Origin of the sequence: Streptomyces sp. NPDC091282 (genome assembly GCF_044757385.1) — a bacterium.
Taxonomy (GTDB): domain Bacteria; phylum Actinomycetota; class Actinomycetes; order Streptomycetales; family Streptomycetaceae; genus Streptomyces; species Streptomyces gramineus.
Genome location: NZ_JBIVUX010000005.1, coordinates 425,673 through 439,630 on the forward strand (window position 1 = coordinate 425,673; position 13,958 = coordinate 439,630).

A 13,958-nucleotide genomic window follows, 5' to 3' on the forward strand; every position below is an offset into this window, starting at 1 on the left:
ACGGCTCGAATGCCAGGACGGTGGTAGTGTGCGCGCCTCGCTGATCCAGATCGATGTAAACGAGAACGAATCGGTCGAAGCGCGTCGGCGGCGCGTGGCCGCACTGGTGCGCGAACAGGCGGGCGCCGATCTCGTCGTCCTGCCGGAGCTGTGGACCACCGGCGCCTTCGCCTACGAGGAGTTCGCCACCGAGGCCGAGCCGCTCGAAGGCCCCACCTTCGAGGCGATGGCGAAGGCGGCGAGCGACGCGGGCGTCTGGCTGCACGCCGGCTCCATCCCCGAGCGGGACCCCGAAGGCCCCCTCTACAACACGGCTCTCGTCTTCTCCCCCTCCGGTGAGCCGGCCGCGGCCTACCGCAAGATCCACCGCTTCGGCTTCGACAAGGGCGAGGCGGTGCTGATGGGCGCCGGGCAGGACCTGGTGACCGTCCGGCTCCCGGAGACCACGCTGGGCGTGGCCACCTGCTACGACCTCCGTTTCCCCGAACTCTTCCGCGCGCTCGTCGACGCCGGCGCCGAGACGATGGTGGTCTCGGCGGGCTGGCCCGAACGCCGGCGCGCGCACTGGACCCTGCTGGCCAAGGCGCGGGCGGTGGAGAACCAGGCGTTCGTGCTCGCGTGTGGAACGGCCGGGACGCACGCCGGAGTTCCGCAGGCCGGTCACTCGATCGTGGTCGATCCCTGGGGCGAGGTGCTGGCCGAGGCGGGCGCCGGCGAGCAGGTCCTGACCGTCGACCTCGACCCGGCCAGGGTCGCCGCCACCCGCGAGCAGTTCCCGGCGCTCAAGGACCGCCTGCTCGGCCTGGCCCCGCCGGCCCGCCGCTGATCCTCCGCCGTTCTTCCCCCGGCCCTTCGCTAATCCTCCTCGCGCTCCTTGTCGGCGAGATGGATCACGCACACCGCCACCGCGATCAGCAGCGCCGGATCCGCGTCGTCGCGCACGACGTCGACACCGTAGGTCTCCCGGACGTGCAGCCAGCGCCGGGAGACCACGGCCAGCAGTTCGCCGTCGTACTCCACGGCGAACTCACGGTCGAGGATCTTGCCGCTGACGTCCAGCTCGGTGCCGTCGACCAGCTGGACGCGGTAGTGGTTGCGCAGCAGCGAGAGCCGCTTGCGCCTGATGGTGGCCAGCGGCTCGCCGTCGCGTTCGATCACCATGGTGTCGCGCAGGGCGAACATCTTCTGGTGGATGTCGACCAGCACGCGCCCCTGCCGGTCCTTCAGCTCGAACGTGTCCCGCACCCGCATGGCCTTGCCGTCGACGAGGAAGACCTTGTCGCCGTGCTCGTCCTCGATCCAGTAGTCCTCGCCGAAGCCGAGGAGCCGGTCGCGTACCAGGAATCTCATGTCTGTACCCCTTCCCGGCCGACCGGCCCGAAACGCCGCCGGTAGTCCGTCGGGCTGAGCCCGGTCTCGCGCCGCAGCCGGGCCCGCAGGTTGGCCGCCGTGCCCAGCCCGCTGCGCGCGGCCACCGGCCGCACCCTCGCCTGACCAGGGAGGACGTGGGTTGTCCACAGGGGTGGACGCGCTTTTGCCGGCAAGTGGCACCCTTGGTCCATGAGCGACACATCCCCGGCCCCCACCCCGCGCCGTGCCCGCGTCCGTGCCCCCGAGCTGATCGGCGAGGGCGGCTGGCTGAACACGGGCGACAAGCAGTACACCCTCGCGGACCTGCGCGGACGCATCGTCATCCTCGACTTCTGGACGTTCTGCTGCATCAACTGCCTGCACGTCCTGGACGAGCTGCGGGAGCTGGAGGAGAGCCACCGGGACACGGTGGTGATCATCGGGGTGCACTCGCCGAAGTTCGTCCACGAGGCGGAGCACCAGGCGGTCGTGGACGCCGTGGAGCGGTACGGCGTGGAGCACCCGGTGCTCGACGACCCGCAGCTCGCCACCTGGAAGCAGTACGCGGTACGGGCCTGGCCGACGCTGGTGGTGATCGACCCCGAGGGATACGTCGTCGCCCAGCACGCCGGTGAGGGGCACGCGCACGCGATCGCCCGCCTGGTGGAGGAGCTGGAGGCGGAGCACGAGGCGAAGGGCACCCTGCGGCGCGGCGACGGCCCGTACGTGCCGCCGGAGCCCGAGCCGACCGCCCTGCGCTTCCCCGGCAAGGCGCTGCGGCTGCCCTCCGGGACCTTCCTGGTCAGCGACACCACCCGGCACCAACTGGTGGAGCTGGCCGAGGACGCGGAGACGGTCCTGCGGCGCATCGGCTCCGGCGAGCGCGGCTTCGCCGACGGCCCGGCGGCCGAGGCCGCCTTCAGCGAACCGCAGGGCCTGGCGCTCCTGGAGGACGGCTCCGTGGTCGTCGCCGACACCGTCAACCACGCCCTGCGCCGCCTCGACCCGGCCACCGGCGAGGTGACCACGCTGGCCGGCACCGGCCGCCAGTGGTGGCAGGGCTCCCCGACCTCCGGCCCGGCCCGTGAGGTCGACCTGTCCTCCCCGTGGGACGTGGCCGTCTTCGGCGGCAAGGTGTGGATCGCCATGGCGGGCGTCCACCAGCTGTGGACGTACGACCCGGCCGGCGGCACGGTCGCGGTGGCCGCCGGCACCACCAACGAGGGGCTGGTGGACGGTCCCGCGGCCGAAGCCTGGTTCGCGCAGCCGTCCGGGCTCGCCGCCACCGCCGACCGGCTCTGGCTCGCCGACTCCGAGACCAGCGCGCTGCGCTGGGTCGACCTGGACGGGCACGTGCACACGGCCGTGGGCACCGGCCTCTTCGACTTCGGGCACCGGGACGGCGCGGCCGCGCAGGCGCTGCTCCAGCACCCGCTGGGCGTGACGGCGCTTCCCGACGGCTCGGTCGCGGTGTCCGACACCTACAACCACGCGCTGCGCCGCTACGACCCGGCGACCGGCGAGGTCACCACGCTGGCGACGGATCTGCGGGAGCCGAGCGACGCGGTGCTGGCCGGCGACGACATCGTGGTCGTCGAGTCGGCCCGGCACCGCCTGACCCGGCTGCGGCTGCCCGAGGAGGCGGTCCGGGTGGAGTCGGTCGCGCACCGCACCCAGCGGGCGGCGACCGAGGTGGCGCCCGGCCGCCTCCGCCTGGACGTGATCTTCCAGGCCCCGTCGGGCCAGAAGCTCGACCTGCGCTACGGCCCCTCGACGCGGCTCCTGGTGTCCTCGACCCCGCCGGAGCTGCTGCTCAAGGGCGAAGGACCGGACACGGACCTGTCCAGGGACCTGGAGCTGAACCCGGCCGTGACCGAGGGTGTCCTGCACGTCTCGGCCATGGCCGCGTCCTGCGACGACGACCCGGCGAACGAGTACCCGGCCTGCCATGTGCACCAGCAGGACTGGGGGGTCCCGGTCCGCCTCGCGGAAGGCGGGGCGGACCGGCTGCCGCTGGTCCTGGCCGGCATGGACGAGGAGGCCGAGAAGGCCGGGGAGGCCTAGGCCTCGGCATCCGCGTCAGGCGCCGTACCCGTTGCCGTACTCGTCCCGGTGGTGGTGCCGTTCCTCGACGACCGTCGTCGGTGGCACCATGACCCGCCGGCGACGGGCGACGTTCGTGAACGTGGCGACGCCGATGATGCCGACGGCCATCAGGATCAGGCCCACGACGTCGAGGTTGACGCCCTGCATGTGCCAGTCGGTCGCGAACGTGAGGATGGCCCCCACGGCGATGAGGATGATGCACCCGCCAAGGCCCATGAGCGTTGCCTCCCCTTCAGGTTCGGTGGTTCCGGTCTCCACCGGGTACCCAGGGGCGGGCGGTACATGTGCAACTACCCCTCCAGGAAAGCCGCCAGGGCGTTCGCGAGGTGGAACGGGTCGTCGGAGCCGCACAGTTCGCGGGCGCTGTGCATGGAGAGGATCGCCGCGCCGATGTCGACGGTGCGGATGCCGTGGCGGGCCGCGGTGATCGGGCCGATCGTGGTGCCGCAGGGCATGGAGTTGTTGGAGACGAAGGTCTGGAAGGGGACGCCGGCCTTCTCGCAGGCGGCGGCGAAGACCGCGCGGCCCGAACCGTCCGTCGCGTAGCGGTTGTTGACGTTGACCTTGAGGATCGGGCCGCCGTTGAGCCGCGGGTGGTGCGTGGGGTCGTGGCGTTCGGCGTAGTTGGGGTGCACGGCGTGGCCGGTGTCGGAGGAGACGCAGACGCTGGCGGCGAGCGCGCGCGCCCGGTCCTCGTAGGATCCGCCGCGCGCCAGGACCGACCGCTCCAGCACGCTGCCGAGCAGCGGGCCGTCCGCGCCGGTGTCGGACTGGGAGCCGGTCTCCTCGTGGTCGAAGGCGGCGAGCACCGGGACGCAGGGCAGCTGCGGGCCGCCCGCCGCGACGGCCGCGAGGGCCGCCGTCCCGGCGTGCACGGACAGCAGGTTGTCCATCCGGGGGCCGGCCATCATCTCCTGGTCGCGGCCCAGGTAGGCCGGCGCTTCCACGGGGTGGGTCATCAGGTCCCAGCCGGTCACCGAGCCGGCCGGCACGCCCGCCTCCTGCTCGAGGAAGGCGATCAGGTCGCCGTCGCGGACGTCGTCGCCGAGGCCCCAGACGGGCTGCAGGTGGCGCTGCTTGTCGAGCTTGAGCCCGTCGCTGCTCACCGCGCGGTCCAGGTGGATGGCGAGCTGGGGGACCCGCAGCAGCGGGCGGCGCACGTCGACCAGGCGGGTGGTGCCGTCGCGCAGGCTGAGCCGGCCGGCCAGGCCGAGGTCCCGGTCGAGCCAGGAGTTCATGAGCGGCCCGCCGTAGATCTCCACGGCGACCTGCCGGAAGCCGTGCGCGCCGGTGTCCGGGCGGGGCTTGACCCGCAGGTTCGGGGAGTCGGTGTGCGCGCCGACGATCCGGAACGGCGTGTGCGGCGCGGCGCCCTCGGGGACGTACCAGGCGATGATCGCGCCGCCGCGCAGGACGTACTTGCCGCCCGCCGTCCCGTCCCAGGCGTCCGTCTCGGCGACCTGCCGGAAGCCGGCCTTCTCCAGCCGTTCACCGGCGGTGGCCACGGCGTGGTACGGCGTGGGGCCGGCCGCGAGGAAGGACATCAGGTCGTCGGTGTGGCCGCGGTCGAAGCGGGCTGGTTCGCTCATGCTCCTCACCTTAACGACGTACGGTGGCCCGCTCCCCGGCGAGGGAGCGGGCCACCGTGGAGGAGCGGCGGGCCGGATCAGAAAGCGGCCTCGTCCAGCTCCATCAGGTCGAGGTCGACGTCGGCCGCGATCTTGCGGGCCAGGGTGACGCCCGGCAGCACGTTGGCCGCGAAGAACTTCGCCGCCGCGATCTTGCCGGTGTAGAAGGGGACGTCCTTGGCGGACGCCGTCTCCAGCTTCTCGGCGGCGACCGCGGCGCCCTTGAGCAGCAGGTAGCCGACGATCACGTCGCCGGAGGCGAGCAGCAGGCGGCTGGTGTTGAGGCCCACCTTGTAGATGTTCTTGACGTCCTGCTCGGTGGCGGCGAGGTCGGTCAGCATCAGGCCGACGATCGCCTCCAGCTCCACGGCCGCCTTCGCCAGGTGCTCGCGGGCACCCGCGAGCCGCTCGCCGCCGGTGCCGAGGGCCAGGAACTTCTTGATGTCCTCGGCGAGGGAGTTCAGCGCGGCACCCTGGTTGCGGACGATCTTCCGGAAGAAGAAGTCCTGGCCCTGGATCGCGGTGGTGCCCTCGTAGAGGGTGTCGATCTTGGCGTCCCGGATGTACTGCTCGATCGGGTACTCCTGCAGGAAGCCGGAGCCGCCGAAGGTCTGCAGCGACTGGGCGAGCTGCTCGTAGCCCTTCTCGGAGCCGTAGCCCTTGACGATCGGCAGGAGCAGGTCGTTGAGCGCGTGCTCGGCCTTCGGGTCCTCGCCGTTCGTCTCCTTGACCATGATCGCGTCCTGGATCGAGGCGGTGTAGAGGACGAGGGCGCGCATGCCCTCGGCGTACGCCTTCTGCGTCATCAGCGAGCGGCGGACGTCGGGGTGGTGGGTCACGGTGACCTTGGGCGCGGTCTTGTCCATGAAGTTCGCGAGGTCCGGACCCTGGACGCGCTCCTTGGCGTACTCCAGGGCGTTGAGGTAGCCGGTGGAGAGCGTGGAGATGGCCTTCGTGCCGACCATCATGCGGGCGAACTCGATGATCCGGAACATCTGGCGGATGCCCTCGTGCTTGTCGCCGATCAGCCAGCCCTTGGCCGGGTGGCGGTCGCCGAAGGTCATCTCGCAGGTGTTGGACGCCTTGAGGCCCATCTTGTGCTCGACGTTGGTGGCGTAGACGCCGTTGCGCTCGCCCAGCTCGCCGGTCTCGAAGTCGAAGAGGTACTTGGGCACCAGGAAGAGGGAGAGGCCCTTGGTGCCGGGGCCGGCGCCCTCGGGGCGGGCGAGGACGTAGTGGAGGATGTTCTCCTCCATGTCGTGCTCACCGGAGGTGATGAAGCGCTTCACGCCCTCGATGTGCCAGGAGCCGTCCTCCTGCTGGACCGCCTTGGTGCGGCCGGCGCCGACGTCCGAGCCCGCGTCGGGCTCGGTGAGCACCATGGTCGAACCCCAGGTGCGGTCCACGGCGATCTGCGCCCACTTCTTCTGCTCCTCGGTGCCCTCCTCGAAGAGGATGCGGGCGAACGCCGGGCCGGAGGAGTACATCCACACGGCCGGGTTGGCGCCGAGGACCAGCTCCGCGTAGGACCAGATGAGCGAGGGGGGAGCGGTGGTGCCGCCGATCTCCTCGGGCAGGCCGAGCCGCCAGTACTCGGAGTCCATGAAGGCCTTGTAGCTCTTCTTGAACGAGGCCGGGACCGGCGCGGTGTTGGTCTCCGGGTCGAAGACCGGCGGGTTGCGGTCGGCGTCGGTGAAGGACGCGGCCAGCTCGTTCTCGGCGAGCCGGGTCAGCTCCTCCAGGACGCTCTTGGCGGTGTCGGTGTCCATCTCGGCGAACGGGCCGGTGCCGTACAGCTTGTCGCGACCGAGCACTTCGAAGAGGTTGAACTCGATGTCGCGGAGGTTGGACTTGTAGTGCCCCATGGTGACGGCTCCGTATCCGGATCGGCGAGGCACTGAATCCCCGCGCAAGCTTTCACATACCAACGAGTGGCTCCGATGATGCTACCCGTCGGTAATAAGGCGCAACCCCCACCCGGTGAAGTGTGAGATGGGTCTACCTTCTCGCGGAGGCCGCGCGTCTCGGTAGGCTTGCGCGCATGTACGGCTATGACCAGAACGTCGGCGCACAGCAGCAGTACGCCCAGCCGCAGCAGCAGATGCCCGGCGGCCTCGGCGGGTACGGTCAGCAGCCCCCGCTCTACCCCGAGCCGTCCCCGCCCTCGCTCGCGGACGCGGTGCGCGCCTTCACCACGGGCCAGGTGACCGCCGAGGACTTCCAGCAGGTCTTCGCCACGTCCAAGGTGTACTGCCCGCGCGGTGACAACCCCGGTTTCCTCGCCCTGCACAACACCCAGCAGCCGGTGATCCCGATGTTCACCTCGCTGAAGGAGCTGCGCCGGTACGCGGGCAAGGAGTCCAAGTACTTCGTGATCACGGGCGCGGAGGTCATCGACCTGCTGCCGACCGGCTACGGCTTCGTCCTCGACATGGAGGGCGAACACCGGATGGTCTTCGACGCGAAGGCGGTCGAGCAGATGGTGGACTTCGCGATGCGGCGGATGTACGGCTAGTTCCGATCCGTTGATCGGCGGTGACCGGGCCCGGAGGGAATGTCCTCCGGGCCTTCGTCGTTGGGGGTGGCAGAAAGTTCAACGCTCAACTAAATTGGGCGTACAAGGAGGAGCCAACATGCCTGCAGTGACCGTCGAGAACCCGCTGACCCTTCCCCGCGTGGCCGCACCGGCCGACGCCGTGGCCCGTCCCGTGCTCACCGTCACGACCGCGCCGAGCGGTTTCGAGGGCGAGGGCTTCCCGGTACGCCGGGCGTTCGCGGGGATCAACTACCGCCACCTCGACCCGTTCATCATGATGGACCAGATGGGTGAGGTGGAGTACGCGCCGGGCGAGCCCAAGGGCACGCCGTGGCACCCGCACCGCGGCTTCGAGACCGTCACCTACATCATCGACGGCATCTTCGACCACCAGGACAGCAACGGCGGCGGAGGCACCATCACCAACGGCGACACCCAGTGGATGACGGCCGGTGCCGGCCTGCTCCACATCGAGGCGCCGCCGGAGTCCCTGGTCATGTCCGGCGGTCTCTTCCACGGCCTCCAGCTGTGGGTGAACCTCCCGGCCAAGGACAAGATGATGGCCCCGCGCTACCAGGACATCCGCGGCGGCAACGTCCAGCTGCTCACCACCCCCGACGGCGGCGCGCTGCTCCGGGTCATCGCCGGTGAGCTGGACGGACACAAGGGTCCCGGTATCACGCACACCCCGATCACCATGATCCACGCGACGCTGGCCCCCGGCGCCGAGATCACCCTGCCCTGGCGCCAGGAGTTCAACGGGCTGGCGTACGTGCTGGCAGGCAAGGGCACGGTGGGCGTCGAGCGCCGCCCGATCCACCTCGGCCAGACGGCCGTCTTCGGCGCGGGCTCCTCGCTGACCGTCCGCGCGGACGAGAAGCAGGACGCGCACACCCCGGACCTGGAGGTCGTCCTCCTCGGCGGCCAGCCGATCCGGGAGCCCATGGCCCACTACGGCCCGTTCGTCATGAACACCAAGGACGAGCTGATGCAGGCCTTCGAGGACTTCCAGAAGGGCCGCCTGGGCACCGTCCCGGCCGTCCACGGAATGACCGAGACCGGCCCGCAGGCGTAACGCGGCAACGGCTCCGAGAGGCCCGGCGCGACCACCGCGCCGGGCCTCTCCCCTGCCCGGACACCCGCCCGGCCACCCGCACGGCCGCCGGTTCACCCGGCAGGAGGCGTACGGCAGGGCGTGCGGCGCCCGCACGTGATCCGCTGGAGGCGTGTCCCTGTTGCCCGAGCCCGTGCGCCGGTTCGCCGCCTGGTGCGCCGTGCTGCTCCTGGCCGCGGGCGTCGGCTGGGTCTGCGTCCGGCTCTGCTCGGAGCTGCGCACCGCGGTGACCCCGGTGCTGCTCGCCCTGCTCGGCACCGCCCTGCTCGGGCCGCTGTACCGGCGGCTCCTGACAGCCGGCGTGCAGCGCTCCCTGGCCGCCGGCCTCACCTGCGTCGCCGTCGTCGCCGTGGCCGGCGGCGCCGTGTACATCGTCGTCGCCGCCCTCGTCGACACCGGCGGCCAGATCACCTCGTCCCTCAAGAACGCGGCGAAGTCGCTCGCCCGGCACTTCGGCGCCGCCGGGACCTCCCTCGACGACCTCACGGGCAACGCCAAGGAGCTGCTGGCCAAGTTCGGCGGGACGGCCGCCTCCAACGTCATCAGCGGGGTGAGCGTGGTCGCCGAGGGCATCGCCGTGGCCGTGCTCGCGCTGCTGCTCGTCTTCTTCTTCCTGCGGGACTCGCACCTCTTCGTCGACTCCCTGCGGGCCGTGGCGCCCGGCGACAGCGCCGACATGCTGGAGGCCATGGCCCGCCGTGCCTTCCAGGGCGTCGAGGGGTTCATGCGCGGTACGACCGTCATCGCGCTGATCGACGCCGTCTGCATCACCGTCGGCCTGCTGATCCTGCGGGTCCCCGGCGCGGTCGGGCTCGGCGCGCTGGTCTTCGTCTTCGCCTACATCCCCTACCTCGGCGCCTTCATCTCCGGTGCGGTGGCCGTGCTGGTCGCCCTCGCCGACCGGGGTTTCGTCATCGCGCTGTGGGCGCTCGGCGTGGTCCTCGCCGTGCAGGTGCTGGAGGGCCATGTGCTGCAGCCCATGATCCAGAGCCGGACCGTGCAGCTGCATCCGGCGGTGGTGATGCTGACGATCACGGCGGGCGCCTCGGTCGCCGGGATCCTCGGCATGCTGCTGGCCGTCCCGCTCACCGCGGCCGCCTTCGGGGTCGTGCACGAGCTGCGGGCCCGGTACGCGGCGACCTGACGGCGCCCGGCCCGGCCGCCTAGGCGCCGTCGTCCCCGCCCCTCTCGTACAGCTCGAACCAGATGCTCTTGCCCTCGCCGCCGCGCGGGTCGACGCCCCAGGCCTCCGCCAGGATCTCGATCAGGACCAGGCCGCGGCCCGAGGAGGCCAGCTCGCCGGGGCGGCGCTTGTGCGGGAGGTCGTCGCCGGAGTCCGTGACCTCGACCCGCAGCCGGCGCTCCGGTGCCTGCCCGGAGACCTTGGCGAGCAGCAGCGCGTCCGCGTCGGTGTGCACCAGCACGTTCGTGAGCATCTCGGAGACCAGCAGCACCGCCGAGTCGACCTGGTCGGGCGAGCTCCAGTCGTGCAGCAGCTCCCGCACGTGCTGACGGGCCTCGGCGACCCGCTCGGGCTCGTCCTGGGCCACCGACAGCAGGGTGCGGCGGATCCGGGGCCGTACCGTCAGGGAGTCGTCGCTGCGTCCGGCACCGGGCCGGGACAGCAGCAGGAGCGCGATGTCGTCCTCGCGGCGGTCGGCCAGCGGCCCGGTGGTGTGGTGCGACGAGGGACCGTGCACCGCCTGGACCAGGCCGTCGGCCATCTTCTCCAGGTCGCCGTCGTGGTCCTCCATGATCTCCCGGACCCGCTGCCAGCCGCTCTCCATGTCATGGCCGCCGGTCTCGATCAGGCCGTCGGTGCAGAGCATCATGACCTCGCCGGGTTCGAGGGTGAACCGGGTGGTCGGGTAGTCCGCGTCCGGGTCGATGCCGAGCGGCAGCCCGCCCGCCGTCGGCCGCCGCAGCACCGTGCCGTCGGCCATCCGGATCGACGGGTCGAGATGGCCCGCACGGGCGATCTCCAGCACCCCGGTCGCCGGATCCGCCTCGACGTACAGGCAGGTCGCGAAGCGCGTGTCGGTGATCTCCTCGTCGTAGGTGATTCCGTGCAGGAAACGGGAGGCGCGGGTCAGGACCGCGTCCGGGCGGTGGCCCTCCGAGGCGTAGGCGCGCAGCGCGATCCGGAGCTGGCCCATCAGACCCGCGGCCCGGACGTCGTGCCCCTGGACGTCACCGATGACCAGGGCGAACCGGCCGGACGGCAGCGGGATCATGTCGTACCAGTCGCCGCCGACCTGGAGGCCGCCGCCGGTCGGTATGTAGCGGGCGGCCACGTCCATGCCCGGTATCTCGGGACCCAGCGTCGGCAGCATGGAGCGCTGGAGCCCGTCCGTCAGCTCCCGCTCCGAGTCGGCGATCCCGGCCCGCGACAGGGCCTGCGCCAGCATCCGGGCCACCGTGGTGAGCACGGACCGCTCGTCGGGGGTGAACGACACCGGATAGGCGAAGCCGGCCATCCAGGCGCCCATGGTCCGCCCGGCCACCGTCAGGGGCAGGAAGGCCCAGGACCGGCGGCCGAAGCGCTCGGCCAGCGGCCAGGTCACCGGGTAGCGGGACTTGTACTGCTCGGGCGAGGAGAGGTACACGGCCCGGCCGGTCCGCACCACCTCCGCCGCCGGATAGTCGGTGTCCAGCGGCATGCTGGTGAAGGGGCTGTCCTCGTCGATCTGCTGACCGTGGTGGCCGATGATCGACAGCCCGTCGCCCTTGGCCCCGAAGACGGCCAGACCGTCCGGGGAGAACCCGGGCATCGACAGGCCGCCGGCGACCCGCAGCACCTCCTCGGTGGACCGCGCCTCGGCCAGCGCCCGGCCCGCGTCCAGCAGGAAGGCCTCACGGGAGCGCCGCCAGTCGCCGGTGACCGGATGCTGGGCCGCGGTACCGGGAGACGGCTCGGAGACCTCCTGGATGGTGCCGGTCACCCGGTAGACGCGCTCCTTGGCGTCGTACACCGGCCGGAAGCGGCTGCGCACGGTACGGATCAGCCGGCCCCGCTCGTCCATGACCCGCAGCCGTACCTCGCCGAGCGTGCCCTCGGTGGCTGCCAGCCGGGTGATGCTGGTGTTCTCGTTCCAGTCCACGGGGTGGAAGCGCGACCGGACCAGGGCCTCGGAGAGCAGCGACGGTTCGGCCGGCAGGCCGATGAGCCGCGCCGCCTCCGCATCCGCGGTGACCAGCCCGGTGGCCGTGTCCCAGTGCCACAGCCCGGTCGCGAGGGCGGCAAGGACGTCCTCCACGGCGGGCAGGGGCTCGCCAGTTCGCATTGCCCCACTTTAGGAAGATGAGATCGAAAAAAGCTACTGATCACCGACCTGTGAATGGGGAGAGGCGGCCCTGGGGGGCCCGGTACGCTGGGTGGTGTTTCACGTGAAACACCACGCTGACTCCACACCCCGATCCGCGAAGGCTGGATGAACCACGATGCATCGGTACAGGTCCCACACCTGCGGCGAGCTCCGCTCCTCTGACGTCGGCACCGACGTCCGGCTGAGCGGCTGGCTGCACAATCGGCGCGACCTGGGCGGCATCCTCTTCATCGATCTGCGCGACCACTACGGCATCACCCAGCTGGTGGCCCGTCCGGGTACGCCCGCCTACGAGGCCCTGGACAAGCTCAGCAAGGAGTCGACGGTCCGGGTCGACGGCAAGGTCGTCTCCCGCGGCACCGAGAACATCAACTCCGACCTGCCCACCGGCGAGGTCGAGGTCGAGGTCGGCGAGGTCGAGCTGCTCGGCGCCGCCGCCCCGCTGCCGTTCACGATCAACGCCGAGGACGGGGTCAACGAGGAGCGGCGCCTGGAGTACCGCTTCCTGGACCTGCGCCGCGAGCGCATGCACCGCAACATCATGCTGCGTACGGCCGTGATCTCGGCCATCCGCCACAAGATGGTCGCCCTCGGCTTCAACGAGATGGCCACCCCGATCCTCACCGCGACCTCCCCCGAGGGCGCCCGTGACTTCGTGGTGCCCTCCCGCCTGAACCCGGGCAAGTTCTACGCGCTGCCGCAGGCCCCGCAGCAGTTCAAGCAGCTGCTGATGATCTCCGGCTTCGACCGCTACTTCCAGATCGCGCCCTGCTTCCGCGACGAGGACGCCCGCGCCGACCGCTCGCCGGGCGAGTTCTACCAGCTCGACGTCGAGATGAGCTTCGTCGAGCAGGAGGACGTCTTCCGCCCGATCGAGCAGCTGATGACCGAGCTGTTCACCGAGTTCGGCGGCGGCCACGAGGTCACCTCGCCGTTCCCGCGGATCCCGTTCCGCGAGTCGATGCTCAAGTACGGCTCCGACAAGCCGGACCTGCGCGCCCAGCTCGAACTGGTCGACATCACCGACGTCTTCGAGGGCTCGGAGTTCAAGGCCTTCGCCGGCAAGCACGTCCGTGCGCTGCCGGTGCCGGCGGTCCAGGACCAGCCCCGCAAGTTCTTCGACCAGCTCGGCGACTTCGCCGTCTCGCAGGGCGCCAAGGGCCTGGCCTGGGTCCGCGTCGCCGAGGACGGCTCGCTGTCCGGCCCGATCGCCAAGTTCCTCACCGAGGAGAACGTCGCCGAGCTGACCAAGCGGCTCCAGCTGGCCGCCGGTCACGCCGTCTTCTTCGGCGCGGGCGAGTTCGACGAGGTCTCCAAGATCATGGGCGCGGTGCGGGTCGAGGCCGCCAAGCGTGCCGGGCACTTCGAGGAGAACGTCTTCCGGTTCTGCTGGATCGTCGACTTCCCGATGTTCGAGAAGGACGAGGAGACCGGGCGGATCGACTTCTCCCACAACCCGTTCTCGATGCCCCAGGGCGGCATGGAGGCCCTGGAGACCCAGGACCCGCTGGACATCCTCGCCTGGCAGTACGACATCGTCTGCAACGGCGTCGAGCTGTCCTCCGGCGCCATCCGGAACCACGAGCCCGACATCATGCTCAAGGCGTTCGGCATCGCGGGCTACGACGAGGAGACCGTCGAGCGCGAGTTCGCCGGCATGCTGCGCGCGCTGCGCTTCGGCGCCCCGCCGCACGGTGGCATCGCCCCGGGCGTGGACCGCATCGTGATGCTCCTCGCCGACGAGCCCAACATCCGCGAGACCATCGCCTTCCCGCTCAACGGCAACGCCCAGGACCTGATGATGGGCGCGCCGACCGAGCTGGAGGAGACCCGCCTGCGCGAGCTGCACCTCTCCATCCGGAAGCCGCAGCCGAAGTAGCGGCGGCCCGAGGTCGATT

The 13,958-nt window shown here is 71.1% G+C and carries 11 protein-coding genes and 1 pseudogene; 6 read left to right on the plus strand and 6 right to left on the minus strand.

Going from position 1 to position 13,958, the window contains the following annotated elements; all coding sequences use genetic code 11:
- Window positions 1-28: 28 nt before the first annotated feature.
- Complete coding sequence (locus ACIQOE_RS25330; RefSeq protein WP_401413893.1) at window positions 29-826, plus strand: carbon-nitrogen family hydrolase; 798 nt, start codon at window positions 29-31, stop codon at window positions 824-826.
- A 29-nt stretch (window positions 827-855) separates the two neighbouring features.
- Here ACIQOE_RS25330 and ACIQOE_RS25335 read toward each other — a convergent pair whose 3' ends face one another.
- Together ACIQOE_RS25335 and ACIQOE_RS25340 are read right to left on the minus strand one after the other, a co-directional pair.
- Window positions 856-1,350, minus strand: a complete 495-nt coding sequence (locus tag ACIQOE_RS25335) for an LURP-one-related family protein (RefSeq protein WP_351316738.1) — start codon at window positions 1,348-1,350, stop codon at window positions 856-858.
- A pseudogene (locus tag ACIQOE_RS25340) lies at window positions 1,347-1,496 on the minus strand (AraC family transcriptional regulator); the annotation flags it as partial. The gene ACIQOE_RS25335 and the pseudogene ACIQOE_RS25340, both read right to left, overlap by 4 nt.
- A gap of 64 nt (window positions 1,497-1,560) precedes the next feature.
- Here ACIQOE_RS25340 and ACIQOE_RS25345 point away from each other — a divergent pair.
- On the plus strand, window positions 1,561-3,414 hold the full coding sequence (locus tag ACIQOE_RS25345; protein ID WP_401413896.1) for an NHL domain-containing thioredoxin family protein: 1,854 nt from the start codon (window positions 1,561-1,563) through the stop codon (window positions 3,412-3,414).
- 15 nt (window positions 3,415-3,429) lie between these two features.
- Here the strand turns inward: ACIQOE_RS25345 and ACIQOE_RS25350 are convergent, their stop codons facing one another.
- The 3 genes from ACIQOE_RS25350 to ACIQOE_RS25360 form a co-directional block, all read right to left on the minus strand.
- Window positions 3,430-3,672 (minus strand): DUF6458 family protein, encoded by a 243-nt coding sequence (locus tag ACIQOE_RS25350; RefSeq protein WP_351316744.1) that lies wholly within the window; start codon window positions 3,670-3,672, stop codon window positions 3,430-3,432.
- A 74-nt stretch (window positions 3,673-3,746) separates the two neighbouring features.
- Window positions 3,747-5,045 (minus strand): M18 family aminopeptidase, encoded by a 1,299-nt coding sequence (locus ACIQOE_RS25355; protein ID WP_351316747.1) that lies wholly within the window; start codon window positions 5,043-5,045, stop codon window positions 3,747-3,749.
- 77 nt (window positions 5,046-5,122) lie between these two features.
- Window positions 5,123-6,949 (minus strand): acyl-CoA dehydrogenase, encoded by a 1,827-nt coding sequence (locus ACIQOE_RS25360; RefSeq protein ID WP_351316750.1) that lies wholly within the window; start codon window positions 6,947-6,949, stop codon window positions 5,123-5,125.
- 176 nt (window positions 6,950-7,125) lie between these two features.
- Here ACIQOE_RS25360 and ACIQOE_RS25365 point away from each other — a divergent pair, with 176 nt between their 5' ends.
- The 3 genes from ACIQOE_RS25365 to ACIQOE_RS25375 all read left to right on the plus strand — a co-directional run bounded on the left by ACIQOE_RS25365 (window position 7,126) and on the right by ACIQOE_RS25375 (window position 9,878).
- Window positions 7,126-7,599 (plus strand): SseB family protein, encoded by a 474-nt coding sequence (locus ACIQOE_RS25365; protein WP_351316753.1) that lies wholly within the window; start codon window positions 7,126-7,128, stop codon window positions 7,597-7,599.
- Between the two features lie 118 nt (window positions 7,600-7,717).
- Window positions 7,718-8,695 (plus strand): pirin family protein, encoded by a 978-nt coding sequence (locus ACIQOE_RS25370; RefSeq protein WP_365565126.1) that lies wholly within the window; start codon window positions 7,718-7,720, stop codon window positions 8,693-8,695.
- A gap of 151 nt (window positions 8,696-8,846) precedes the next feature.
- Window positions 8,847-9,878 (plus strand): AI-2E family transporter, encoded by a 1,032-nt coding sequence (locus ACIQOE_RS25375; protein WP_351316759.1) that lies wholly within the window; start codon window positions 8,847-8,849, stop codon window positions 9,876-9,878.
- A 19-nt stretch (window positions 9,879-9,897) separates the two neighbouring features.
- Here the strand turns inward: ACIQOE_RS25375 and ACIQOE_RS25380 are convergent, their stop codons facing one another.
- Window positions 9,898-12,018, minus strand: coding sequence for a SpoIIE family protein phosphatase (locus ACIQOE_RS25380; protein ID WP_351316762.1), 2,121 nt, complete (start codon window positions 12,016-12,018; stop codon window positions 9,898-9,900).
- A 157-nt stretch (window positions 12,019-12,175) separates the two neighbouring features.
- On the opposite strand from ACIQOE_RS25380, the gene aspS reads away from it, so the two are divergent.
- Window positions 12,176-13,939 (plus strand): aspartate--tRNA ligase, encoded by a 1,764-nt coding sequence (gene aspS, locus ACIQOE_RS25385; RefSeq protein ID WP_365565129.1) that lies wholly within the window; start codon window positions 12,176-12,178, stop codon window positions 13,937-13,939.
- The last annotated feature ends 19 nt before the right edge of the window (window positions 13,940-13,958 follow it).